Origin of the sequence: Paeniglutamicibacter psychrophenolicus (assembly GCF_030812255.1) — a bacterium.
Taxonomy (GTDB): Bacteria; Actinomycetota; Actinomycetes; order Actinomycetales; family Micrococcaceae; genus Paeniglutamicibacter; species Paeniglutamicibacter psychrophenolicus_A.
The window spans coordinates 48,106-70,447 of record NZ_JAUSSH010000004.1; the positions used below are offsets into that span (position 1 = coordinate 48,106).

20 protein-coding genes are annotated in these 22,342 nt (G+C 67.4%); 9 read left to right on the top strand and 11 right to left on the bottom strand.

Going from position 1 to position 22,342, the window contains the following annotated elements; translation table 11 throughout:
- Window positions 1-3: 3 nt before the first annotated feature.
- The 3 genes from pdxR to J2T21_RS07670 all read right to left on the bottom strand — a co-directional run bounded on the left by pdxR (window position 4) and on the right by J2T21_RS07670 (window position 4,038).
- On the bottom strand, window positions 4-1,515 hold the full coding sequence (pdxR, locus tag J2T21_RS07660) for a MocR-like pyridoxine biosynthesis transcription factor PdxR (protein ID WP_307580142.1): 1,512 nt from the start codon (window positions 1,513-1,515) through the stop codon (window positions 4-6).
- A 19-nt stretch (window positions 1,516-1,534) separates the two neighbouring features.
- A complete protein-coding gene (locus J2T21_RS07665; protein ID WP_307580144.1) occupies window positions 1,535-2,431 on the bottom strand; it encodes a universal stress protein in 897 nt (298 codons plus the stop codon).
- Between the two features lie 107 nt (window positions 2,432-2,538).
- Window positions 2,539-4,038, bottom strand: coding sequence for a helix-turn-helix transcriptional regulator (locus J2T21_RS07670; RefSeq protein ID WP_307580146.1), 1,500 nt, complete (start codon window positions 4,036-4,038; stop codon window positions 2,539-2,541).
- A gap of 298 nt (window positions 4,039-4,336) precedes the next feature.
- Here J2T21_RS07670 and J2T21_RS07675 point away from each other — a divergent pair, with 298 nt between their 5' ends.
- A complete protein-coding gene (locus J2T21_RS07675; RefSeq protein WP_307580148.1) occupies window positions 4,337-5,134 on the top strand; it encodes a GNAT family N-acetyltransferase in 798 nt (265 codons plus the stop codon).
- A 21-nt stretch (window positions 5,135-5,155) separates the two neighbouring features.
- Here the strand turns inward: J2T21_RS07675 and J2T21_RS07680 are convergent, their stop codons facing one another.
- Entirely contained in the window at window positions 5,156-6,394 is a 1,239-nt protein-coding gene (locus tag J2T21_RS07680) for an acyl-CoA dehydrogenase family protein (RefSeq protein WP_307580150.1), read from the bottom strand.
- 996 nt (window positions 6,395-7,390) lie between these two features.
- Here J2T21_RS07680 and J2T21_RS07685 point away from each other — a divergent pair.
- Window positions 7,391-8,584: an MFS transporter gene (locus J2T21_RS07685; protein WP_307580153.1), complete on the top strand. Its 1,194-nt coding sequence runs from the start codon at window positions 7,391-7,393 to the stop codon at window positions 8,582-8,584.
- 69 nt (window positions 8,585-8,653) lie between these two features.
- Here the strand turns inward: J2T21_RS07685 and J2T21_RS07690 are convergent, their stop codons facing one another.
- From J2T21_RS07690 to J2T21_RS07700, 3 genes are all read right to left on the bottom strand, one after another.
- Complete coding sequence (locus J2T21_RS07690) at window positions 8,654-9,481, bottom strand: shikimate 5-dehydrogenase (RefSeq protein WP_307580155.1); 828 nt, start codon at window positions 9,479-9,481, stop codon at window positions 8,654-8,656.
- A gap of 174 nt (window positions 9,482-9,655) precedes the next feature.
- The gene (locus J2T21_RS07695; RefSeq protein ID WP_307580157.1) at window positions 9,656-10,336 is read right to left on the bottom strand and encodes a FadR/GntR family transcriptional regulator; all 681 of its coding nucleotides are present in this window, start codon (window positions 10,334-10,336) and stop codon (window positions 9,656-9,658) included.
- Window positions 10,333-11,646 carry an MFS transporter gene (locus J2T21_RS07700; RefSeq protein ID WP_307580160.1) on the bottom strand — a complete coding sequence of 438 codons (1,314 nt, stop codon included), beginning with the start codon at window positions 11,644-11,646 and terminating at the stop codon, window positions 10,333-10,335. Before J2T21_RS07700 ends, J2T21_RS07695 begins: the two co-directional genes overlap by 4 nt.
- A gap of 209 nt (window positions 11,647-11,855) precedes the next feature.
- On the opposite strand from J2T21_RS07700, the gene J2T21_RS07705 reads away from it, so the two are divergent.
- Together J2T21_RS07705 and J2T21_RS07710 are read left to right on the top strand one after the other, a co-directional pair.
- Window positions 11,856-13,040, top strand: coding sequence for an MFS transporter (locus tag J2T21_RS07705; RefSeq protein ID WP_307580490.1), 1,185 nt, complete (start codon window positions 11,856-11,858; stop codon window positions 13,038-13,040).
- A 66-nt stretch (window positions 13,041-13,106) separates the two neighbouring features.
- On the top strand, window positions 13,107-14,129 hold the full coding sequence (locus J2T21_RS07710) for an LLM class flavin-dependent oxidoreductase (RefSeq protein WP_307580162.1): 1,023 nt from the start codon (window positions 13,107-13,109) through the stop codon (window positions 14,127-14,129).
- Window positions 14,130-14,256: 127 nt separating this feature from the next.
- Here J2T21_RS07710 and J2T21_RS07715 read toward each other — a convergent pair whose 3' ends face one another.
- Complete coding sequence (locus tag J2T21_RS07715) at window positions 14,257-14,808, bottom strand: hemerythrin domain-containing protein (RefSeq protein ID WP_307580165.1); 552 nt, start codon at window positions 14,806-14,808, stop codon at window positions 14,257-14,259.
- Window positions 14,809-15,189: 381 nt separating this feature from the next.
- Here J2T21_RS07715 and J2T21_RS07720 point away from each other — a divergent pair, with 381 nt between their 5' ends.
- A complete protein-coding gene (locus J2T21_RS07720) occupies window positions 15,190-16,023 on the top strand; it encodes a hypothetical protein (protein ID WP_307580167.1) in 834 nt (277 codons plus the stop codon).
- A gap of 16 nt (window positions 16,024-16,039) precedes the next feature.
- Here J2T21_RS07720 and J2T21_RS07725 read toward each other — a convergent pair whose 3' ends face one another.
- From J2T21_RS07725 to J2T21_RS07735, 3 genes are all read right to left on the bottom strand, one after another.
- Window positions 16,040-16,594: an amino acid permease gene (locus J2T21_RS07725; protein ID WP_307580169.1), complete on the bottom strand. Its 555-nt coding sequence runs from the start codon at window positions 16,592-16,594 to the stop codon at window positions 16,040-16,042.
- A 172-nt stretch (window positions 16,595-16,766) separates the two neighbouring features.
- Complete coding sequence (locus tag J2T21_RS07730; protein ID WP_307580171.1) at window positions 16,767-17,891, bottom strand: YkvI family membrane protein; 1,125 nt, start codon at window positions 17,889-17,891, stop codon at window positions 16,767-16,769.
- Between the two features lie 212 nt (window positions 17,892-18,103).
- Window positions 18,104-18,340: a hypothetical protein gene (locus J2T21_RS07735; RefSeq protein WP_307580173.1), complete on the bottom strand. Its 237-nt coding sequence runs from the start codon at window positions 18,338-18,340 to the stop codon at window positions 18,104-18,106.
- Between the two features lie 93 nt (window positions 18,341-18,433).
- Here J2T21_RS07735 and J2T21_RS07740 point away from each other — a divergent pair, with 93 nt between their 5' ends.
- The 4 genes from J2T21_RS07740 to aceA all read left to right on the top strand — a co-directional run bounded on the left by J2T21_RS07740 (window position 18,434) and on the right by aceA (window position 22,326).
- Window positions 18,434-19,423 (top strand): ArsR/SmtB family transcription factor, encoded by a 990-nt coding sequence (locus tag J2T21_RS07740; protein ID WP_307580175.1) that lies wholly within the window; start codon window positions 18,434-18,436, stop codon window positions 19,421-19,423.
- Between the two features lie 47 nt (window positions 19,424-19,470).
- Window positions 19,471-19,845, top strand: a complete 375-nt coding sequence (locus tag J2T21_RS07745) for a PH domain-containing protein (protein WP_307580177.1) — start codon at window positions 19,471-19,473, stop codon at window positions 19,843-19,845.
- A 57-nt stretch (window positions 19,846-19,902) separates the two neighbouring features.
- Entirely contained in the window at window positions 19,903-20,640 is a 738-nt protein-coding gene (locus tag J2T21_RS07750; RefSeq protein ID WP_307580179.1) for a dTMP kinase, read from the top strand.
- 384 nt (window positions 20,641-21,024) lie between these two features.
- Window positions 21,025-22,326, top strand: a complete 1,302-nt coding sequence (gene aceA, locus J2T21_RS07755) for an isocitrate lyase (protein WP_307580181.1) — start codon at window positions 21,025-21,027, stop codon at window positions 22,324-22,326.
- The last annotated feature ends 16 nt before the right edge of the window (window positions 22,327-22,342 follow it).

Genomic DNA, 22,342 nt, shown 5'->3' on the forward strand with positions numbered 1-22,342 from the left:
GCGTTACCGCGCAGGCAGGGCGGCGATGACCCGGCCCAGTTCCTTGATGCCGGGGCGGATGGCCTCGAGGGAAATCGCGGCGAAGCCCAGGCGGAAGTGGTTGCGGTTGGCTTCGGGGTCGTCGAAGAACACGTCCCCGCGCTCGATCACGATCCCGGCCTCCAGTGCCGCGGCCGCCAGCGCGACGCAGTCCAGCCCCTCGGGCCCGCGGATCCAGATGCTCACCCCGCCCGGGGGCGCGGTGATCGTCCACGGCACGAACTCCTCCAGTGCCTCGACGAGCACCTGCCACTTGCGCGCCAGCTGGGTGCGGCGCCGGGAGATCGTGCGGTGGTACTGCCCGGATTCGATCAGCAGGGCCATGGCCCGCTGCGGGTGGCCGGGGATGTGGCGGATCTTGTAGCGGCGCTGGTTGCGCAGCTCGGTGACCAGCTCGGCCTCGGCCACCAGGTAGCCCATGCGCAGCCCCGGGGCCAGGAACTTGGTGAAGGAGCCCAGATAGATGACGTGCTCGGAGTCCGGCAGCGCCTTGAGCGCCGGGGTGGGCTTGCCGCGGTAGCGGAACTCGGAGTCGTAGTCGTCCTCGATGACCAGCGCCCCGGTTTCCCGGGTGCCGTCGAGGATCTGCCGGCGCCGGGACCCCGAGAGCGTGACGTTGGTGGGGCTGTGGTGGCTGGGGGTCAGGTAGAGCAAATCCAGCTCGCCCAGGGATGCGGTCGGGACCAGCCCGTGCTCGTCCACCTCCAGCGGGCGCAGCGTCGCCCCGGTGCGGGCAAAGGTGTGCCGCGCATCGACGTACCCGGGGTTTTCGACGCCCACCAGGGTGTTGGTGCCCATCATGGTTTGCGCCAGCAGGTCCAGGCCCTGCTGGGAGCCGGCGGTGATGAGGATGTTCTCGGGCCGGGCCAGGATGCCGCGGGCAGGAAGCACGTGCTTGCACAGGACCTCGACCAGGAACGGGTCGTCCTCGTCGACGGAGTCGCGCAGCGAGTAGAACAGGTGCGGCGGGTCCAGTGCGTCGCGCAGTGCCCGGGACCAGCCCAGCCGCGGGAAGTCGCGCTCGTCGACCTGCCCGGCCACGAACGGGTAGGGGTAGCTGGACCAGTCGCGGACCTTGGTGATCTCGGGCATCCCGGCGTCCTGGCGGGGACGGATGTGCCGGGACCAGTCCACCGTCGAGCCCGCGGCAGGAGCCGCGGCGGACTCCGGGGCCGCCTTGCGCAGCATCTGGGTGTTGATGAAGTAGCCGCGCCGCGAGTGGGACTCGATGATGCCCGACGCGAGCATTTCCTGGTAGGCGGCGTTCACGGTGTTGCGCGAGAGTCCCAGTTCCCGGGCCAGTTCCCGGGAGGAGGGCAGCGGCAGGTTGGGCACCAGCGAGCCGGAGAGGATCTGGTGCTCCAGGGCCTGGCGCAGCTGCCGGTACAGCGGCTCCCCGGAATCCGAGCTGACCGCGATCGGGGCGCGGACCAGCCCGTGGCGCGACGGGGGGAGGTGCGGGTTCGGTGGCGTCATGGATGGTCCGGGCGCGGCCCTAGATGCGTCCCGGCCGGCCAGCCGCCGGGACCGGGACGTGGAAGCGCGGAACCACGACCATGGGCACCGGCAACGCGCGCAGCATCTTGTTGGCGGTGGATCCCAGGAAGATCCGGCTGCGTTCGGCCAGGCGGGAGGAGCCGATCATCACGATTTCCGACTCGTCCCAGTCCAGGGATTCGATGGCCGCCTCCGTGGATTTCCCCTGCGCCACGTCGGCGGTGACAATGGTGCGGGCCCGCACCCCTTCGATGGCGCGTTCCAGCGTCGCGGCGGCATGTGCGCGGGCCCACCGCCCTGCGTCGGCATGGCCTGGATCCCCGTCCAGGGCCACCAGGGAGATCAGCCGCAGCGGCACGTGGCGGATCGCGGCGGAATCCACGGCGACCTCCAGCACCGAGTCGGCTCCCGTGCGGGTTCCCAGGGCGCAGGTGATCCGGGTGATTTCCCGCGGCGGCAGGTACCCGGAAGGCGCCAGGGCCACGGGCACCGGGGAGGAATGCAGCAGCGCGTTGGCCACGGATCCGACGGTGAAGCGCCGGAACGGCCCGTGGCTGGCCGCGCCCACCACCACCAGGTCCGCCTTGAACGCGGAGACGGCCTCGAGCAGCCCCTCGGCCATCGAGTCGGCAAAGCGGATGTGGGTGCGCGCGGTCATGCTCGAGGGGACCAGGGCCAGCGCGCGGTCCATCCACTTCTGCGCGGACTGCTGCAGGAACTGCTGGTAGACGCGCTCGCTGTGCGATCCCGCGTCCTCGGGCGCGGCCCCGCGGATGATGTGGACCAGCTCCAGTTCGGCTTGCGTCGGCGCGGCCAGCGATTTGGACAGGGCCAGGGCCAGCGAGATCGCCTCGCGGCCGCGCTTGTCCGCAAGGCATCCGACGACATACTTCATTTCAGTGGCCCCTTCGGTGGGAGTTCGGCAGGCGGTGCTGCGTGCTCCCCATACCTACCAGCAATGCCCGGCGGGCGGAAAGCATGACGATTGTGTGACGCAGTGCACTACTTGTCGCCGGAGTGCTGGGCCAGGAAGGAATACACCTCGGTCTCGTCCACGCCGGGGAAGGCACCCTGCGGCATGGCGGCCAGCAGGTGGGTCTGGGCACGGGCGCTGGGCCAGGCCTGCCCGGCCCATTGCTTCTGGAGTTCCAGCGGCGGGCGCCGGCAGCACGATTCGTCCGGGCAGGTGGAGATGGAGCGCTCGGTGGTGTCGCGCCCGCGGAACCACTTCACGTGCACGTACGGCACCCCGATGCTCAGCGAGAACTTCCCGGTGGTGGATCGCTCGGTCCGCGCGGTGCACCAGAACGTGCCGGCGACCGTGTCGGTGTATTGGTTGTAGGCGCTGAACTGGTCGGCCACGTCGAAGACCTCGCGGCTGGTCCAGTGCCGGCAGACCGACTGGCCCTCGATGGCGCCGATGTGGTCCATCGGGAAGTTCACCCCGTCGTTCTCGTAGGCCTTGTGGATGATGCCGGACTCGTGCACCTTCTGGAAGTGCACCGTGATTCCCAGGTGCTCGGTGGCCAGGTTGGTGAAGCGGTGGGCCGCGGTCTCATAGGACACCGCGAAGGCGTCCCGGATGTCCTCGACCGCGAGCTCGCGGGCACTCTTGGCGCGCTGCAGGAATTCCACCGTGGCCTTTTCCGGCATCATCAGGGAGGCTGCGAAGTAGTTGGTGGCCACGCGCTGGCGCAGGAACTCGGCGTAGTCGCCCGGGGTGGCGTGGCCCAGCACGTGGTGCCCGAACGCCTGCAGCAGCACCGAGCGGGTCGAGTGCTCGGAACGCTGGGACTGGGTGAGGTAGACCCGCATGTTCTTCAGGTCGGTGACCGAGCGGGTGGAGTGCGGCAGGTCCGAGACGTTGTGCAGCGAGAATCCCAGGTGCGAGGCGATGTCCGCGACCTCGTGGTGCGAGAGCGGTCCGGTGGCATGGCCGATGGCCTTGAGCACCTTGGCCGCTTCCTTCTCGATCTCCGGGTAGTAGTTGTTGCGCTCGCGCATTTCCCCGCGCAGCTCGGCATTGGCGCGCCGGGCTTCCTCGGGCGTTGCGGATTGCTCGTTGAGCCGGCGTTCCAGCTCGCCCTGCAACCCGACCAGGGACTCGAGCACGTCCATGGGCAGCCGCGAGGAAATGCGCACCTTGGGCAACCCCAGCGCCTGGTAGAGCGGGCCGCGCTGGGCCCGCTCGAGTTCGATTTCCAGGGCCGCCCGCTTGGTGGGCGGCTCGGCCCCGAGCAGTTCCTCGAGCCCCACGCCGAAGACCGAAGCCAGCGACTTGAGCATGCTCAGCTTGGGTTCGCGCTTCCCGTTTTCCATCAGCGAGAGCTGGCTCGGCGCCGTTCCCACGGCCGCCGAGAGATCGTCGAGGGTCATCGCCTTGGCCTTGCGCAGATGGCGAATCCGCCGGCCCAGGGAAATGATGTCCAGCTCTTCGGCGTCTTCCGGGGACAGGATGCTCTTTTCCGGCGCTGCGGGCCGGTTCCATGTGGGGGTGCTCACTTTTTCAGGGTACGCGAAGAAGTGGAGATCTTCCCAGTACTTTGCCCGATCGGGAGAGGGTGGAAACCCCAAAAGACGGGTTTCGTGCAATTCTTGTCGCGGGCCACCTGCCGGAACGGCTTTCCGCGAGCCACCCGAATGCGTCCGGCTTCCGCGCGATGGACGGACGGTTCCTGCGGCGGATGCCACGCATCCTGGCAATTTCGGGGAAGCGGCCGGTGCAGAAAGCCTGAAACCGGATGTCGGACCGCCGTACGGACCCTGGAGGGGGTTGCGGCGGCCTTTCCGCACTGACAGCATGAAACCGGTGACCGCACTTGCGAAATACCTCGAAGCCTACGACGACCAGCTCCGCACGGACGCCGAGACACCCAGCGCGATCCGGGTCGACCTGCTGGGCCCCCTGCGATTGGTGACCTTTGCCGGCGGGCGCGGTTTCATCACCTACCGCGATCTGGGGGACCTGGACGGGCGCCGCATCGCGGCACTCGTTGGCCGGGTGCTGGACCACTTCCGCGCCGATCCCGAGATCACCCGCGTCGAGTGGAAGAGCCGCGGCCACGACCGCGCCCCGGGGTTGCACGAGGCGTTGCTGGCGCACGGCTTCCTGCCCGACGAGCCCGAGTCGATCATGATCGGGGCCCTCGAGAGCCTGTGCACCGATGTCCCCATGCCCGCAGGGGTGTCGTTGCGGCGGATCAGCAGCGATGCCGATGTCCGCGCCATGGGCGCGATGGCCCAGGAAGCCTTCGGCGACCCCGCCGAGACCCGGCTTGCCGAAGCACTCATCTCGCGCCTGGCGCGCAACGACGGCATGGAGCTGTGGGTCGCCGAAACCGACGGGCGCATGGTCGGTGCCGGCCGGCTCGAGCCCGTGCCGAACACCGACTTCGCGGGCATCTGGGGCGGTGCCACCCTCGCGGCTTACCGCGGGCGCGGCATCTACCGTGCGTTGACGGCGGCCCGGGCGCGCTCGGCGCTGGCGGCGGGCAAGACGCTGGTCCACAGCGATTCGACGGAGTATTCCAGGCCCATCCTGGAACGCTCCGGCCTGTTCAAGGTCTCGACAACCACGCCCTACAACTGGTCGCGCTAAGCCCGAAGACCCGCCGCCCGACTACGCCTTTTTCGACGCCCCGATGGCCCATACCCGCGGCAGCGCCGCACCGTTGACCGCGTGGTCCCCGACCAGCCTGGCCTTGTAGACCCAGGGGTTGTGGTTGCCGGCCGTGCGGGCGTTGCGCCAGTGCCGGTCCAGGTTCTTGGTGGTGCTGGTGGCCGAGGCGGCCAGCGCGTCAAAGGCGTGGGTCACCGCGTGCAGCACCAGCGGGGTGAGCGCCACCTGGGCCTGTGCCGAGGCAAGTTCCGCGGCATCGTTGGCTGCCTCGTCCTCCTGTTCGGTGACATCCCCGGTGTGGATCCCGACGGCGGTTTCGTAGGCACGCTGCAGGGAAGCGGCCACGCGTTCCACCGCTCCGGAAGCGACGAATGCCGCGGCGGACACTTCGCCGACGATTTGCAGCAACTGCGGGTCCTGCCCCGCCACCTCGGCGGCCGCGTGGCTGAAGGTGCGCTTGCGCGCGGCAAGCTCCGCGGCGAACTCGCGTTCGACGGCGCGCGCCGTTCCGGCCAGCACCGCCAGCAGCACCTCCTGGTAGAACGCCGTCTGGTACTTGAACCGGGTGTCGAACTCGATGAGGTTCCCGGCGGTCACGACGGCATCGGTGAACGTGGAGGTTCCGGTGCCGGTGGTGCGCTGGCCGAATCCGTCCCAGTCGTCCGCGAGCTGCACGCCGGGCTGGTGGGCGTTGATCGCCGCAATGACCCTGGTTCCGGTGTCGGTGCGCTGGGCGTAGGTGTCGATCCAGTCGGCGTAGATCGACCCGGTCGAGTAGTACTTGGTCCCGTTGACCACGAACCCGCCTTTGCCGTCCGGGCTGACCTTGGTGTTCACCTCGCCCACGGTGACGGTCCCGATCTCGGTCCAGGAGTTGCCGACCAGCTCGCCGGCGGCGAAGCGCGCCAGCCAGATGTCGCGTTCCGCGCCGGGTGCGGCAACGAGCCGGTCCTCCACGAAGGCGAAGTGCGCGCGCAGCGCCTGGGTGATGTTGGGGTCCGCTGCCGCGAGTTCGGTCAGCAGCTCAAAGAGCTCGGGCAGCGTGGCCCCGGCCCCGCCGTGGGATTCGGGCACGCGCACCGCGCCGAACCCGGCAGCGGCCAGCGCCGCCACCTGTTCGCGGGGAAGCGAGTGGCTGCTGTCGCGCTCCGAGGCACCGGCGGCAATCTCTTCGAAGAGCGGTGCGAAGCGTGCCGAGAGCAGCTCGAGCCGGCTGCGGTTCAGGGAAGTCGTGGTCATGGGGGGCTCCTGGTCGTGTCGGCAAATCGATCGAAATGGTTGGGATTCCGGTGTGAGGCGCGAACCTACAGGCACCTTCGGCGCTGGGGATGGAATTCGACTTGAACGCCTCCCAGCGGGCACTGCACTGCCGGCCGAAGGGGGAGTTGCGCGATCTCCATCGATCCTGGCGGAAGCACTATCCACTCATTGCCGAGTGGACTTGCTGCGGCGTCGACAAGCCAGGTCTCTCGGCCGCTCTGGATGGGTACCCCTTGATTCAAGCAGCCGACATGATCCGGCGGAACCCGTCCGTCATATGAGGACCAGCTACGGTCACGTGGGGTCACATGGGGCATTTCCCGCGCCCCGGGTCCTACCCCGGCGGATATTCGCCAGGGGCACCGCGTCATCAACCGCAAGAAACCTTGACCTTTCGACACCAAGGTGGACGGGGCCAGGCAGGTGCATCGGATGCGGGGCCCGGGAACGTGCACGTCGACAGCCAAAAGATGTTGTCGGATTTCCTGCCCCGGGCCGGGGAAGAAAACTAGAATTGAGGTACCGACAAAGGACCCGGTGATGACGATGAAAAAGATATTCCCCCGCCCGGAAAGCGTCCAGGGCAGGACGTCACGGATGGGACCGGCATCCCTGCACGGTTCGGCGTCAAGCCCCGGCCTTCCGAATCTCGCCGGTGCCCAGATCCCTGGTCCTGGTACCGAGCACCTGCTTTACGGCGAGGACGGCCGGTTGTCCGACGAGGCCGCGGGCCCTTGGGAGCTCGAGGGACATTTGGGCTCCCGCGGCGGGGTTCGCCGTTTTCTGGGCCGGTTGCTCGGACGCTGAGAGCGCGGCCAGGAATCCGATCTACGGAATCCCTGTCATATTCGATCAACCCAAGCGCAGGAATCCACCTTAGTGGTTTCCTGCGCTTGGTGTTTTCCTCGACTCGTCACGAAGGCATCCCCTGCTTCACCCGTCTGGTTACATATAGCAAGGGAACGAGTGGGGAAGGTGGCGAGCGCATACGTGGCCAAGGAATCCGCTGTCGAGGCCGGGACGATACCCGACCCGGTGCTCAGGTCCATCGGCTTCCTGGCATTTTTTGACCGCTTCGCCACCCCGCCGATGCTCATCGTCCTGGCCACGGTCACCGAACTCACCCTGGCCCAGGCAGTCCAGCTGGTTGCCGCCTATTCGCTGTTCTACGCGCTCGGGCAACCGCTCTGGGGCTTGCTCAGCGACCGATTCGGCCGGCTAGCGGTGCTGCGGCTGGCGCTGGCCGGGGCCGCGGTCGGAGCCGTCACGAGCACCCTGTTCATGGCATACCTGCCGTTGCTCGTGGTCCGTTCATTCACCGGTTTCATGTTCGGCGCGCTCTATCCGACCCTGCTGACGCTGCTGGGCGACACCCGCAAGGGGACCGACCGCGCACGGGGACTCTCGGACCTGCAGATCTATTCCTCACTCGGGGCAACCCTGGCCACGTTGGGTGCCGGAGCCATTGCAACCTTTGTGGATTGGCGGTTGGTCTTCGGGCTTCCAGCCCTCGGGGCCGCGGCAATACTGGTTGCGCTGACAAGGGTGGAAGCACCTCCGGCGGTGCGCGGCCGGTTCCGGCTGCGGAGGGCCTTCACTCGCGCCGTGGTTGGACTCTATGCCATTGCCTTGCTGGAAGGCACGGTGTTGCTCGGCGCCCTGACCTACATCGTGCCGGCGCTGCAGCACGCCGGCGTGGGGATCGGATTGGCCGGGCTGTTGGCCACCGGCTATGCCGTCGGGGTGATTGCCGGGGCACGGGCGATGAAGGCCCTGGTGCATCGCTTCTCCCGGACCCGGCTGATCTGTGCCGGCGGCGCGGTGTTGGCGCTGGCCTGCGGGATCTCCATGCTCTGGCCGGTCCCGGCGGTGGTCACCGTGACGGCGACCCTGATAGGCGTGGCCAACGCGGTCATGCACTCGTCCATGCAGGGCTGGGCCACGGACGTGGCACCGCAGGCCCGCGCGACGACGGTATCGCTGTTCGCCGCATCGCTGTTCCTGGGCGGCTCGCTGGGAAACTTCGCCACGGCAACACTGGCCGAGGCAGGTTCCTATGCCGCCATCTTCGGATTCGGCCTGCTGGCCAGCGTGGTGCTGACAATCGCCGCGACGATCGGCCATGCCGCATGGACCCGCCGACACGCGAATCGCGCAACCCCGCGATAACCACCGCGGCGGTTTCCGGTGTTTTGCCCAGTCCCCGTTACCGAGGTTCCCGGCCCGCCAGCTCCGGCGTCAGGCGCGAGGTGTCGGCGCCAGCATGAATGCGCGTGCCGCGCGGATCTGTTCGGTGGTGGGCCGGATGCCCGTGTAGAGCACGAATTGCTCCACGGCCTGCAATGTTGCAACATCGGCGCCTGTCACGACCGGCTTTCCCGCAGTGCGTGCCGCGCGAACCAACGGCGTGTCCGTCGGGACGGCAACCACGTCAAACACCACCTCCGCGGTGGCCACGTGCTCCTGCGAGAACGGCATCTGGTCCGCCTCCGCGCCGCCCGCCATGCCGATGGGTGTGACATTGACCAACAATTCCGCGTCTTCGGTGGTTTCCGTCGCCCACGTGAAGCCGTAGGTCTCGGCCAGATTCCGTCCTGCCGCCTCGTTGCGGGCCACCACCACGACGTCGCCAAACCCGGAGTGCGCCAGCGCCGCCACCACTGCCTTGGCCATCCCGCCGGAGCCCCTGACCACGGTCCGCAGGGCAGGGGAAACGTTGTGGGTCCCCAACAGTTCAACGACCGCCGAGTAGTCGGTGTTGTGGGCGGTGAGGATCCCGTTGTCATTGACGATGGTGCTCACCGACTCGATGGCTGCCGCCGACGGGGCCAAGTGGTCTACGAGCGGGATCACCGCTTCCTTGTAGGGCATGGATACTGCGGCACCGCGGATGCCCAGACCACGAATGCCGGAGATGGCCTGGGTCAGGTCGGTTGGGGCGAAAGCCTTGTAGATCCAGTTCAGTCCCAGCTGGTCGTAGAGGTGGTTGTGGAACAGCGTCCCGTTGTTGCTGGGCCGCGCCGCCAGCGAAATGCAGAGGGTCATGTCCTTGTTTAGTATCGGCATGCCTCGAGTCTATTCCGGCAGCCACGGCCCCAATTTTCTGGACGTCCGGAAAAACGATCCGGGGCAACAGTCGGCCCTGGACGGGAACCTGAAGCAGCAAACGGCGAGCGCTGACAACGAACAACACCAATTCGGGTGAACACGGATAGCTGCCGGTCGCCGCCGTGCCTGCGGCTATCGCCCGGGCATCCAGCCCATGCAATAGTCGAGGTTCGCGATGACGGTGCGCACGGCGGCGTCGCCGTCCCCTGCCTCGATCGCCTCGAGCAGCTCCTCGTGCCCGGCGGCCAGGCAACCGTCAAAGCCGGCTTCGAGCCGCTGCACCATCTTCGTCCCGTGGAAGACGTCCCCGAAGCTCTCGTAGAGTTCGTGCAACAGCGTGTTCTCGGAAGCCTCGGCGACGCGCAGGTGGAATTCCCAGTCCGCGGCCGACCATGCCTCGTAGTCCCCGGCTTCCCAGCTTTCGCGCCGGCGCACCAGCAGCGCGCGCAGGAGGCCGACCACCGCGGCATCTGCCGCGCCGGCGGCAAGCCGGGCGGCCTGCGTATCCAGGGCGAAGCGCACCTGAAGCACGTCCTCGTCCGCGTGCTCGCGATAGACCCGCTGGGCGGTGCCGCTGATTTCGCTGGTGGCCCGCACGTACGTCCCGTCGCCGCGCAGCACTTCGAACAAGCCGGCGTGGGCCAGCGCCTTGACCGCTTCGCGCAGGGTCCCGCGGGAGACACCGAATTCGGCGATGAGTTCGGGTTCGGAAGGGATTTTCGTTCCCACGGCCCAGCGGCCCGACGCGACGGCCTCGCGCAGCCGGGCAACCACCTCGTCGGCCAGTGGAAGCCTCGCCCCGGGGGTGCTCATGCCCGCACCTCCACCGGGGTGCCTTGCTTCCGTCCGATTCCGCCGAGCCGGTATCCCAGGAAGAACTGGACCAGGGTGACCCCGACGAGGATGACCAGCGGAACCGTCCAGGACCCCAGGACGCCCTGCAACAGGCCAAGCCCGAACGGGCCTGCGGCGGCGACCAGGTACCCGACGGACTGGGCCAAGGTCGACAGGGCCGTCGTTTCCGCCGCGCTCTCGCCGCTGCGGCTGATCATCAGCATCAACAGCGGGAAGATGCCCAGCCCCAGTCCGGTGAGCACCGCGGGGATCACGGAGAATTCGACCGGGAGCAGCAGCAGGGCAGTGAATCCGGCGACGGCGGACCCGCAGGTCAGGATGAAGGCGGGGCGCAAGAGCCGTGGTTTCGAGGCCATCCACAGCAAGAGCAGGACCGTCGGAATGCTGACGGCCTGGACCAGGCCCAGCATGAAGCCGGCGGTGGCGGGGTCGGAGCCGCGCGAGATGAGGATGTGCGGCAACCAGCTCAGCAGGGTGTAGACCAGCAATGCCTGCACGGCGAAGACCGAGGTGAACAGCAGGCCCTTGCGCGTGGCAAGCATCGGCCACGGGGAAACGTGCGGCCCCGCGGGTCCGTCCGTGCGGCTCCCCCGGATGGCCAGCGGCAGGAACACCAGCAGCGCCAGTGCGGCGGGAACCGCCCAGGCGGCCAGCCCGAGGGTCGGGGAGCCCAGCCGCGCGGCAATCGGCACGCTGAAGGCCGCGGCGCTGGTCGCACCCACCGACATGGTGACGGTGTAGGTGGCGGTCATGGATGCGGTCCGGTGCGGGTGGTGTTCGCGGATGAAGGAGGGCATGGCCACGTTGCAGATGGCCAGCCCGGACATGCCAAGCACGGTGCCGGCCAGCAGCAGCCAAGTGGATTCGAAGGCGCGCACGGCCAGGCCCAGGGTGAGCAGCAGCAGGGCCACGCCGATGGCCCGTTCGAGTCCGGTGCGCTTGACCAGCCAGGCGGTCCCCGCCCCGGCGAAGGCGAAGCACAACACCGGGATGGTCGGCAGCAGCGAGGCCACCAGCGTGCCGTACCCCAGCAGGTCCTCAAGGTCGTGGAAGAGCGGCGCCGCGGAGGCGATCCCGGCGCGCAGGTTCAGGCCCACCAGCACCACGGCCGCCACGGCCAAGGCCGCGGAAAACCAGCGATTCCACCTTGCGGGGGCCGTTCCCGACACCGGGGCACCCACCGCGGCCTCCGCCGCCACCATTTCGCCGGCGACATCCTCCAGGGCCTGCGGCGGGGCGGACGGTTGGCGGGTGCTCTCTGAATTCATGGTTAAACATTAGACGTCTGATGTTTGTTACGGTGAATTTCGTGGCCTTTCCAACAATCCGGCATGACCGGCACCGGGCTCCGATAGGCTGGCGGCAGCACCATGCGCACCACTTTGCGCTCCACCTCCGCGATTCAGAGGAGCCCGCCACGCATCCCCGTCCTTCACCGCGCACGACCCTGCCATGGGTCATCGCCGGCATCGTGGTCGTGGCCTTGAGCCTGCGTGCTCCGATCATCGCCCCCACCGCGGTGATCCCCGACATCACCGCCGGCACCGGGCTCAGCGCGGTCGGGGCCGGGCTGCTGACCGGGTTGCCGGTGCTGCTGTTTGCGCTCGCCACACCGCTGGCCACCCGAAGCATCCGCCGCTTCGGCCCCGAGGCCACCATCATCCTGTGCCTGGCCGGGGTGCTGGCCGGAACCGTCATCCGCTCGATCGGACCGGCACCGGTGGTGCTGGCCGGAACCGTGTTGATCGGTGCGGCCATGACCCTGGGGAACATCGCCGTCCCCGTGCTGATCCGCCGGGATGTCCCGTTCAACCGGATCTCCGCCGCCACCGGCGCCTATTCGGCCACCATGAACATCGGCTCCATGGCCACGCTGCTGGGCACCGCGCCGCTGGCTGCCCTCGTCGGCTGGCGCTGGGCGATCGCGGCGTGGGGCGTGGTGACCGCCGCAGGGCTGGCCTATTGGCTGCTGCGCCAACGGCGCGGGCGTTTTGCACCCACGCCCCGCGAGGCCGCGGCATCGCCGGCGCCCGCGGCCCCCGCCTTGTCCGACGGGCCCGGCGCACTTGCCGCCACCGCACGCGGCTCGGCCGAGCGGACCCGCTTCCGGCGCGTCGTCGGGCTGCTGGTCCTGGCCTTCTGCGGCCAGTCCGCCGCCTACTACGCCACGACCGCCTGGCTGCCCCTATTGCTGGCCGACACCCGCGGACTGGCTCCGGCCTCCTCCGGCGCAACGGCTTCCCTCTTCCAGATAGCGGCCGTCGTCGGGGCGTTCGGCGTTCCGCTGCTGGCCGCCCGCACAAAACTCTGGATCGCCACGGCCGCCATCGCCCTGTGCTGGGCCACGCTGCCGATTGGACTTCTTGCCGCCCCCGAGTACTTCGTGCTCTGGGCCGTCATCGGCGGGGTGGCCCAGGGCGGCGGGTTCACGGCGATCTTCTCGATCATCCCCCGGGTCGCCCACAACAATGCCGACGTGGCAACCGCGTCGGCCCGCATCCAGGGCAGCGGATACCTCGCGGCGACCTGCGCCCCGCCGTTGGCCGGGTGGCTGAACGGCGCCACCGGATCCTGGACCGTACCGCTGTTCCTGGTGCTTGCCGCGACCCTCGCCTTCAGCGTCGGTTCGCTGCTGGCCGTGCGGCTCTCCGAGCGACGCTAAGCCGGTGCTGCCCCGCCCGCCGCCATGCCGGGAATAGCGCAGGCGGGCGGCGCGTTGGCCACCGGTGTGAAGAACATCGGATTCCTGTCATTCGGCCACTGGACCGACCACCCGTCCTCGGCCACGCGCACCGCGTCCGACTCGCTGCTGCAGGCCATCGACCTTGCGGTGGCGGCCGAGGAGCTCGGCGCCGACGGCGCCTACTTCCGTGTCCACCACTTCGCCCAGCAGCACGCCTCCCCGTTCCCCCTGCTCGCAGCGATCGGGGCGCGGACCAGCCGCATCGAGATCGGCACCGGGGTGATCGACATGCGCTACGAAAACCCGCTCTACATGGCGGAGGACGCCGGCGCCGCCGACCTGATCTCGGGCGGACGGCTGCAGTTGGGCATCAGCCGCGGTTCGCCCGAGCAGGTCATCGACGGGTGGCGCCACTTCGGCTTCTCCCCCGCGGCGGGCCAGTCCGACGCGGACATGGGCCGGCGGCACACCGAACGCCTGCTCGAGGTGCTCACCGGCGAGGGCTTCGCGGAGCCGAGCCCGCGCCCGATGTTCCCGAACCCTCCGGGCCTGCTGCGCGTGGAACCGCACTCGGAGGGCCTGCGCGAACGCATCTGGTGGGGTTCCGGCTCCAATGCGACGGCCGTGTGGGCCGCGAAGCTGGGCATGAACCTGCAAAGCTCCACACTCAAGGACGACGAGTCCGGCAAGCCCTTCCACGTCCAGCAGGCCGAGCAGATCGCGCTCTACCGGCAGGCGTGGAAGGAGGCGGGCCACCAGCGCGAGCCGCGGGTCTCGGTCAGCCGCAGCATCTTCGCGCTGACGGACGAGCGCGACTGGCAGTACTTCGGCCGCGACCGCCACAGCTCCGACCAGGTCGGCAACATCGATGCGAAGACGCGCGCGGTCTTCGGCAGGTCCTACGCCGGGGAACCAGACGAGCTGGCCGCCACGCTGGCGCAGGACGAAGCCATCGCCGCGGCAGACACCCTGCTGCTCACGGTCCCGAACCAGCTGGGCGTCGAGTACAACGCCCACGTGATCGAAGCGATCCTCACCCAGGTCGCGCCACAGCTCGGCTGGCGCTGAGCCTTCCGGGGACAAGTGCCCGGTCCAAGGTGCCTGCCTGTGCCGGGTTGAACCGGCCGGTGCACCACCGGGCGTGGCCGCCCACCCAACGGCGCCCAACGCCCGTCGACGGCCATGCCGGAAGCACCTAGTGGTGGGCGTGCCCGCCGTGCTCGGCGGCTTTGTCGCCTCCGTCCAGCTGGTGGCCGTGCCCGCCTCCCATGACTTCGGTGAGCGAGACCGCCGGGGAATGCACAAGCAGCGGAAGGATCAGCTCGTTTTCCTTGCGTTGGTGGCTCTCGAAGGCCTCGAGGACCGCGGTGGCGTAGGCGGCCGCGGTTGCTCCCTCGCTCCGGCCAAAATGCCCGACGAGACGCTTGATCAGGACATGCTCTTGGACCATGCCCTCGATGAGCAGCCTGCCCTCGGCCAGTTCCCCGGCCGCGGCGTAGGTGGTGGCCTCTTCCTCGTCGGCGTGCGGGACAAGGACGTCCGCGTACCACCGTTGGACCTGATCGCGGGCGGTAGCCTCATGCCCCGGCCCGGCTTCCCGCAGGGCGGCGGTGATCCGCTCCAGTTCCGCGACCATGCTCGCGTGGTGGACACGGATTTCGTCGGCCAGCCGCGCGTCGCCGGCATGGTGTCCGTGCTCCGCGGCGGATGCCCCTGCCTTGCCGTGTTCATGTTTCCCGGGGGTCATGGTGCTTCCCTTCATTTGCCGGCGGGCTCACGCAGCCAAACACCCGCTCGGACCCAGTATTGCCCGTGCGGTACCCAAACGCCAGAGAGACCCGGACGTGGATCCGGGGCAAGGCCGTTGCCCGCGACGGCGTCCCGCGTTGGACGGCACCGGATCGCCTCTGTTGCAACCCGGTGACCGGCTCCTTCAGCTTCGCTTCCCCGACGACGCGTCCGGCCCTTCAATGACGCAGCACGCATGCGCTCCCGGGCGGCCCTGTCCTCGCGCTGCGCCCGCAACCCGGCTGGCGCTGCTTCGCCCCGGCGCATGCCCGCCCTAGCCAGTGGGGTATTTGGTGTTGCACAATCAGGCATGCACACTCCTGTCGACGAGAACCACGGCTTGGACACACTGCGTTACCTGCGCCTGATGCTCCTGGTCATTCCGCTGCTGCTCCTGGTGGCCATCGCCCTGTATGCCTGGTGGACCGGGGCCATCGGGGACTCCATCAGCTCCTACTACATCGGCCCGGCCCGGAACCTGTTCGTGGCGATGATGGTGTCCACCGGCGTGCTGCTGGTCGTCTACAAGGGCCCGCCCTTGGAGGACCAGGCGCTGAACCTCGCCGGCTTCTACGCGATGTTCGTGGCCCTCGTCCCCGCCGGGCTGGGCCAGGCGCTTGGCACCCTGGACCCCGCCGCGGCACGCGAGCTCATCCAATCCATCCAGGTCTCCGTGGTTGCGGTGCTGGTCGTGGCGGTGGCATTCGGGTGGCTGGAGTGGAAGACCCGCAGTTGGTCGCCGCGCTCATTGCTGCAACGCACGGAAACACGTTGGCTGGCCGTGGCAGGCACGCTGCTGCTGGCGGGGTTCCTGGTGCTGTTGCTGTGGCGGACGCTCGAAGGCAGGGACTTCGTCGGCGTCCACCTTGCCGCAGCCCTGCTCCTGCTCGCCAGCATGGGCATCGCGATCGCCAGCCACCTGGGCAGCGGCAGGCTTGGTGACACCGACACCAGCGGCGGGCGGGCAGGCCACTATGCGGGGCTGCTGGTCCTGATGGCGCTGGGCGTGGTGGCGTGGGCCGTGTTGGCCGCGCTCGGGGTCAGGCAGGCGGTCTTCTTCGTCGAATGGTACGAAATCGCACTCTTCTTGTACTTCTGGTACCTCGAGACCCGAAGGACCTGGAACCCCGTCCCCGCCCCGGAAACCGGGACGGGCCGGCACGCGGCCATATGACGCCGGGGCCGCGATGCTACTTCGCGGCGGGTTCCTTCAGCACCGCTGCTTCTGCGACCGGGCCGGCACTGAACGACGCTGCGAGCATGCGCTCCCGGACAACCTTGGCCTCATGCAGCGCCCGTAGCTCGGTGTGCTTGGGCTTGCTGTGCAGGATCGCGTAGCCGATCCCCAGTCCCACAAACCAGAGCGGGGTGAAGCGCAGCGCGGCGAGGGTGTCGGCCTGCGTGGCCAGCGCCCAAAGGATGAAGCCGAAGAAGGCGAGGAGCACGTAGGGCATGAACGTTCCGCCGGGCATCTTGAACTTGCTGGTCGCGTGCAGCTGCGGGCGGCGCTTGCGGTAGACCAGGCAGCTGATGAGGATGATCGGCCAGACGAACATGAAGCACAGGGCAGAGGTGGTGGTGACCAGGGTAAACGCCTCGGCCACGCCGCCCTCGGCGTAAAGCAGCGCCACGCCGGAGAGCAGGAACATGCAGGAGAACAGCAGCTCATTGCGCGGAACCTTGGTGCGGGAGAGCCTCGCGAGGCCCTTGGGGCCGTCGCCTTCCTTGGCCAAGCCGTGGATCATGCGGGAGGTCGACAGATCCCCGAGTTCGCGCTGGAGGTCGCCGAGGTGAGCACCACGACGGTGATCACTCCGGCCGCCCCGGCCCGCGCGGCCAGCCCAACCGACTCGAGACGGACACGATACGCCAAGGACGCCGGCCGACCTTGATGCCGGAGCGGACGGCCGCGCCGGGTCACAGCGGCTGACGCCGCACCAGACGCGTTCCGGTCTTGACCAGCATCAGGACCAACAGCAGGATCCCGACGTAGCCGTTGACGACATAGACGATGTTGACCATCTGGGAGAACGGCAGGACCAGGCCGATCACGGTGCCAACCACCGCCAGCGCGATGGTCAGGTACTTGAAGCGCGGCGTCTTGTCCGCGAAGAAGCGCGAGGAGACTGTCCACAGCAGTGGCACCGCGGTCGTGTAGATGCCCGCGAGGATCATCACGGAGATCCCGGCGGCAAGCACCGGGCTCACGTCCTTGGCCAGCACGAGCATCGGGATCTCGGTCCCGCCGACTCGCACAATGTTCGCCAGCAGGCCCAGGCCAACAATGATGCAGGCCACCGAAAACGCGATCGACCCGACCAAGGCCCCGGAGGACGCTTCCTTGCGGTTGCGTGCGGTCTTGCCGAGCGCGGTCAGGAAGGCCGCGAGCCAGAGCATGCAGAAACCCACGTAGGACAGGCCGGCCATGAACCAGTTCGTGGAAGCCTGGGTCAAGTCAAGACCCGAAAGCAGGGCGTTGCCCTCCGCGATTCCGCCCGGGTTGCGGAAGATTCCCAACAGCCCGAGGGCGATGGCGACCACGACGATCACCGGACCGATCTTCCCGATGACATCGACCAGGGACTTCAGCCCAAACCACACGCTGACGCCCACGACCACCGCCAGTCCGATGCCGCCGACGTATCGCGACATCCCGTAGTGCTCCTCGAAGACGGCGCCGGCGCCGGCAACCATCACGGTGAAGCTCAGGAAAACGAACAGGATCGAGAAGTAGTCGAAGAAGGTCCCCAAATGCTTGCCGCAGTAGTAGTGGAAGATCCGTGACGGCCGGTCGAATTTCTTCGCCTGCCCGACCACGAAGAATTCGACGGCCACATAGGTCATCAGCACCAGGACCAGCAACCCGGTGCCGAAGACGCCCCAGTATCCGTAGGAGGTGAAGTACTGCAGGATTTCCTGCCCGGTGGCGAACCCAGAGCCAATGAGGAACGCGACGATCGCCCCGGCATAGGTGAGGACGCGCAGGAAACTCGCCTTTTCGGTCGTATCAAGATGCGTCCGGGTGGGGGATTTTTGTGGCATGTTGCTGTTGTCTCCCGTGGTTCTCGCCGACGCCACCAGAGGTGCGCCGCTCACTGATATATCAATTTCCATAGAACGCTATGTCTCAAATGTGACCTAGTCAACAAGCGAAAGCATTATGACGGGCCTCACACCGATTGAGTCTGGATTTGGGTTGGGAGGCATTGGGTCACTGGGGACACGGTGCAGTTCTTCGGCACCGATGCCGCTGGTCAAAACCGCCCGGCCACCACCGAGTGGAGTTCGAGCCAGACACGTTCGCGGTTTTCCCGCAGCATTTCCTCCTGGCGTGGCGAGAACACCAATAGCGGGCCGAAGACCAGTCGACGGCGCGGCGCCGCATGGGCCGCCGCAGTCGTCCGAGAGGTGCGTTTCCTGGCCAGATGGCGGGCACCTGCACGATTGTCGAAGGCCGATTGGACATTGAAGGCATCGGTTGAAGTAGTCATGCATCAAGCCTGAAACGACCGGCACCGCCTGACCACCATTCGGCCATTTCCGAATCCTTACCTCGACGCCGCCGCAAGCCTAGACTCGGTGTCATGCAGATCAGACTGTCGGCCGAGGACCTGACCCGGGTGCGTTTCACCGTCTCGCCCCTGTGGGAAACCGTCACCAGCATGCGTGCCCTGCAGCTCGGAACCCGGTTGCACCGGCCCTGGATCACGGAGGCGACCTCGCGCATCCTGGCTTCGAGGGACCCCGCGAAACAAGACCACCTGAAACTACTCACCACATTGATCCGCCCCACCGGGTTCATTGCCGATTCCCTGACGCCCACCCCGCTGCGGCAGGACACCTTCGAGGCAGGGCTCACGGCGGTCGCCGCCGTGCCGCCGGAGCTTTGGGTCCGCGACCTCAGCTACCTGATGGCAGTCGAGCGGGACGAAACCAGGCTGGAGACGATCAGCGATTTCTGCGATGAACCGACAGCCGGAATCACTCGTCTCGTCGACGCCCTGCGCTGGTACTGGGAGTCTGCTCTTGAACCCTTTTGGCCCCGACTGCGCGCCATGCTGCTTGCGGATCTGGACTACAGGCTGGCGCTGCTGGCAGAACACGGAATCCACCAGGTCTTCGACACCCTGCACCCCAGCGTGCGGCGCACCCGCGACGGACTGGAGATCACCGCGAACTGCGATGGCTCGCACCATGCCGCGCCGGGCAACGGGCTGATCCTGGTGCCCAGCGCATTCGTCTGGCCGCGCACCCTGGTCCTGGACGTCGAACCATTTGTCCCCACGCTCACCTACGCCCCGCGCGGGGTTGGCCGGCTGTGGGAGAACAGCCGCCAGGTGAAGGACTCCCCCGTGGCCAAGCTGCTCGGCCACACACGTGCGACGATCCTGGCCCAGCTCGACCTCCCGATGACCACCACCCAGTTGGCCTGCGCCCTGGACCTTGCGGCAGGAACAGTGAACGGGCACCTGAAGGTGTTGGAGGCTTCGGGACTCACCGACACCATCCGTGCCGGCCGCGAGGTTTTCTACCGGCGGGCAGGCCTGGGCGAGGACCTGCTGGCCCGGGCGTAGCAACGGGTCGTTCCCGGCCTGTCGCCCCGGCTGGGTAGGGTCGGGTCATGATCGATTTCAACAATGCCTCCGTGTTCAAGCTCAGCCCGTGCAACCCGAACGACGTGGCGGGTGAAGTCACTCCGCTCTTTGTGCAGGGCGAGGAGCTGCTTGCCGCTTTCAAGGGCGTTCGCGACTACGTGGTCTTCACCAACAAGCGGCTCGTCGCGGTGAACATCCAGGGCCTCACCGGCAAGAAGCGCGATTACACCTCGTTGCCGTATTCCAAGGTCCAGGCGTTCTCCGTGGAAACCGCCGGGACCTTCGACCTCGATGCCGAACTTGATTTGTGGTTCAGCGGTCTGGGCAAGGTCCGCCTCGAGTTCAAGGGCAAGGTCGACGTGCGTGTGCTCTCGCAGCTCGTCGCCTCCCACGTTCTATAGCGCAACGCGCCCTTGGTGCCGTCCGGTCTTTGCGATTAACCGGAAACACACAGGCCGATGCTGGCATCGAATCGGTTGCGTTGTTCGTTGGAACTGAAAGAAAGAACCCACCGAACCAACCATCGGAGCCCCTTGCCTTCTTCCCGCACGGCCACAAGCCTTGCGCTTGCCGACCGACCGGAACCTCGGGACGCAGACACCCTTTCCGGTGATTCGTCGCGCCACCGGACGATCGTGCTGCTGGGGATCGACGGGGCAGGCAAAACCACCACTGCAACAGCACTGGTGGCTTCCCTCCGGAATTCCGGGGCCCGGGCCCAGCTGTTGCGAAACCCGGCCGGGCGCCGTTGGATGACCAGGGTGGCAGCCCGGTTCGGGACGGCGTTGACACCCGCTTGGGCGAATCGACTTGAATCGGTCGTCCGGTGCGTCAATGTCCTGATTGCCCACACCCGTGCCGCCGGATTCCATGGAACCACCGTCATGGATCGCCACGTGGCGTGCCAACTGGTCCTGCGCTCCGTCCGCGGACTGCCCCAAGGTGTCGTCTTGCCGTGGATGCTGGCCCGGCTTCCGCGCCCGGATGCGATCGTCCTGATCGACGTCCCTGCCGATGTCGCATACTCCCGGATCCTGCGGCGCGGGGAGGACAGCGAGACCATGGCGTATTTGGGCTCGTCGCGCGAGGCCTACCTGGAGATTGCGCTGGCCAGGGGCTGGCACATCGTCGACGGGTCAGGCACGCCCCAGCAGGTGGCAGCCGATGCCATGCGGGCCGTGACTCGCCCCGCTTGAGACAGTCGGCACCACGCCGCCTCTTCCGCGACCCCCGGCAGGCCATCCGCCTACCCTGGTGATGCACCGCTCCAACCACCGCTTGTACGTGTTGGCATGGGTCGCGATGAATCTTCATTTCCCGGGCGCCTAAAAGACCCGGGCTTCTTCCGTGGTTTCCGCAGCTTCCAACCCATTTCCGGCTTTCTGGCCCGGTTCAGCGCCCGGACAGCTGCAATTTTAGATTTCGCGAAGAAACGCAAATCTTTCCATCAAAACCCTCTAGCCGACTCTGGCAAAGTGCGGAAATGTAGTTCTTACGCAGAAAGAACGCCGGAACAACCTACCGGGATCACCAGCGAAGATGATCCCGAGCCGGCACCGGCAACCAGCAAGGAGAAGGCAATGACCGAGCAGAACTCGACCGAAAACCGTATCGCAGCAATCGAACAGGATTGGGCAACCAACCCCCGCTGGAACGGCGTTACTCGTGATTACTCGGCAGCAGACGTTGTGAAGCTGCAGGGCTCGGTGCAGGAAGAGCACACCCTGGCCCGCCGCGGCTCCGAAAAGCTCTGGAAGCAGCTCACCGAGGAAGCCCCGACCGGCGGCTACACCAACGCACTGGGCGCCCTGACCGGCAACCAGGCAGTACAGCAGGTCAAGGCCGGCCTGCGAGCCATCTACCTGTCCGGATGGCAGGTCGCCGCAGACGCGAACCTTTCCGGCCACACCTACCCGGACCAGTCCCTCTACCCGGCCAACTCGGTTCCGCAGGTTGTCCGCCGCATCAACAACGCACTGCTTCGCGCCGACCAGATCGAGCATGCAGAAGGCATCAAGAGTGTTGAGGATTGGCTCGTGCCGATCGTGGCAGACGCCGAGGCCGGCTTCGGCGGCCCGCTGAACGCCTACGAACTGATGAAGTCGATGATCTCCTCCGGCGCCTCGGGCGTTCACTGGGAAGACCAGCTCGCTTCGGAAAAGAAGTGTGGCCACCTCGGCGGCAAGGTCCTCATCCCGACCCAGCAGCACGTTCGCACCCTGAACGCCGCCCGCCTGGCAGCCGACGTCGCCAACACCCCGTCGGTCGTCATCGCCCGCACCGACGCCGAGGCAGCCACCCTGATCACCTCGGACGTCGATGACCGCGACAAGGAATTCGTCACCGGCGAGCGCACCGCGGAAGGCTTCTACAAGGTCACCAACGGAATCGAGCCCTGCATCGCCCGGGCCAAGGCCTACGCACCGTACTCCGACCTCATCTGGATGGAGACCGGCACCCCGGACCTGGAACTTGCCCGCAAGTTCGCCGAGGCGGTCAAGGCAGATTTCCCGGACCAGATGCTCTCCTACAACTGCTCCCCTTCCTTCAACTGGAAGAAGCACCTGGACGATGCAACCATCGCCAAGTTCCAGCGCGAACTCGGCGCCATGGGCTTCACCTTCCAGTTCATCACCCTCGCCGGCTTCCACGCCCTGAACCATTCGATGTTCGACCTTGCGCACGGCTACGCCCGTGAAGGCATGACCGCCTACGTCGACCTGCAGGAGCGCGAGTTCGCTTCCGAGGCCCGCGGCTACACCGCAACCAAGCACCAGCGCGAAGTGGGCACCGGCTACTTCGACGACATTGCAACCGTTCTGAACCCGAACGCCTCCACCCTGGCCCTGGTGGGATCCACCGAAGCCGGACAGTTCCACTAAACAAACCTCGGCGGTT

What these genes read in the sequence shown, in the direction of transcription:
- pdxR (WP_307580142.1), bottom strand. Translation starts at nt 1,515, where the DNA reads ATGACGCCACCGAACCCGCACCTCCCCCCGTCGCGCCACGGGCTGGTC.
- J2T21_RS07665 (WP_307580144.1), bottom strand. Translation starts at nt 2,431, where the DNA reads ATGAAGTATGTCGTCGGATGCCTTGCGGACAAGCGCGGCCGCGAGGCG.
- J2T21_RS07675 (WP_307580148.1), top strand. Translation starts at nt 4,337, where the DNA reads ATGAAACCGGTGACCGCACTTGCGAAATACCTCGAAGCCTACGACGAC.
- J2T21_RS07680 (WP_307580150.1), bottom strand. Translation starts at nt 6,394, where the DNA reads ATGACCACGACTTCCCTGAACCGCAGCCGGCTCGAGCTGCTCTCGGCA.
- J2T21_RS07690 (WP_307580155.1), bottom strand. Translation starts at nt 9,481, where the DNA reads ATGCCGATACTAAACAAGGACATGACCCTCTGCATTTCGCTGGCGGCG.
- J2T21_RS07695 (WP_307580157.1), bottom strand. Translation starts at nt 10,336, where the DNA reads ATGAGCACCCCCGGGGCGAGGCTTCCACTGGCCGACGAGGTGGTTGCC.
- J2T21_RS07700 (WP_307580160.1), bottom strand. Translation starts at nt 11,646, where the DNA reads ATGAATTCAGAGAGCACCCGCCAACCGTCCGCCCCGCCGCAGGCCCTG.
- J2T21_RS07715 (WP_307580165.1), bottom strand. Translation starts at nt 14,808, where the DNA reads ATGACCCCCGGGAAACATGAACACGGCAAGGCAGGGGCATCCGCCGCG.
- J2T21_RS07725 (WP_307580169.1), bottom strand. Translation starts at nt 16,594, where the DNA reads ATGATCCACGGCTTGGCCAAGGAAGGCGACGGCCCCAAGGGCCTCGCG.
- J2T21_RS07730 (WP_307580171.1), bottom strand. Translation starts at nt 17,891, where the DNA reads ATGCCACAAAAATCCCCCACCCGGACGCATCTTGATACGACCGAAAAG.
- J2T21_RS07735 (WP_307580173.1), bottom strand. Translation starts at nt 18,340, where the DNA reads ATGACTACTTCAACCGATGCCTTCAATGTCCAATCGGCCTTCGACAAT.
- J2T21_RS07740 (WP_307580175.1), top strand. Translation starts at nt 18,434, where the DNA reads ATGCAGATCAGACTGTCGGCCGAGGACCTGACCCGGGTGCGTTTCACC.
- J2T21_RS07745 (WP_307580177.1), top strand. Translation starts at nt 19,471, where the DNA reads ATGATCGATTTCAACAATGCCTCCGTGTTCAAGCTCAGCCCGTGCAAC.
- J2T21_RS07750 (WP_307580179.1), top strand. Translation starts at nt 19,903, where the DNA reads ATGCTGGCATCGAATCGGTTGCGTTGTTCGTTGGAACTGAAAGAAAGA.
- aceA (WP_307580181.1), top strand. Translation starts at nt 21,025, where the DNA reads ATGACCGAGCAGAACTCGACCGAAAACCGTATCGCAGCAATCGAACAG.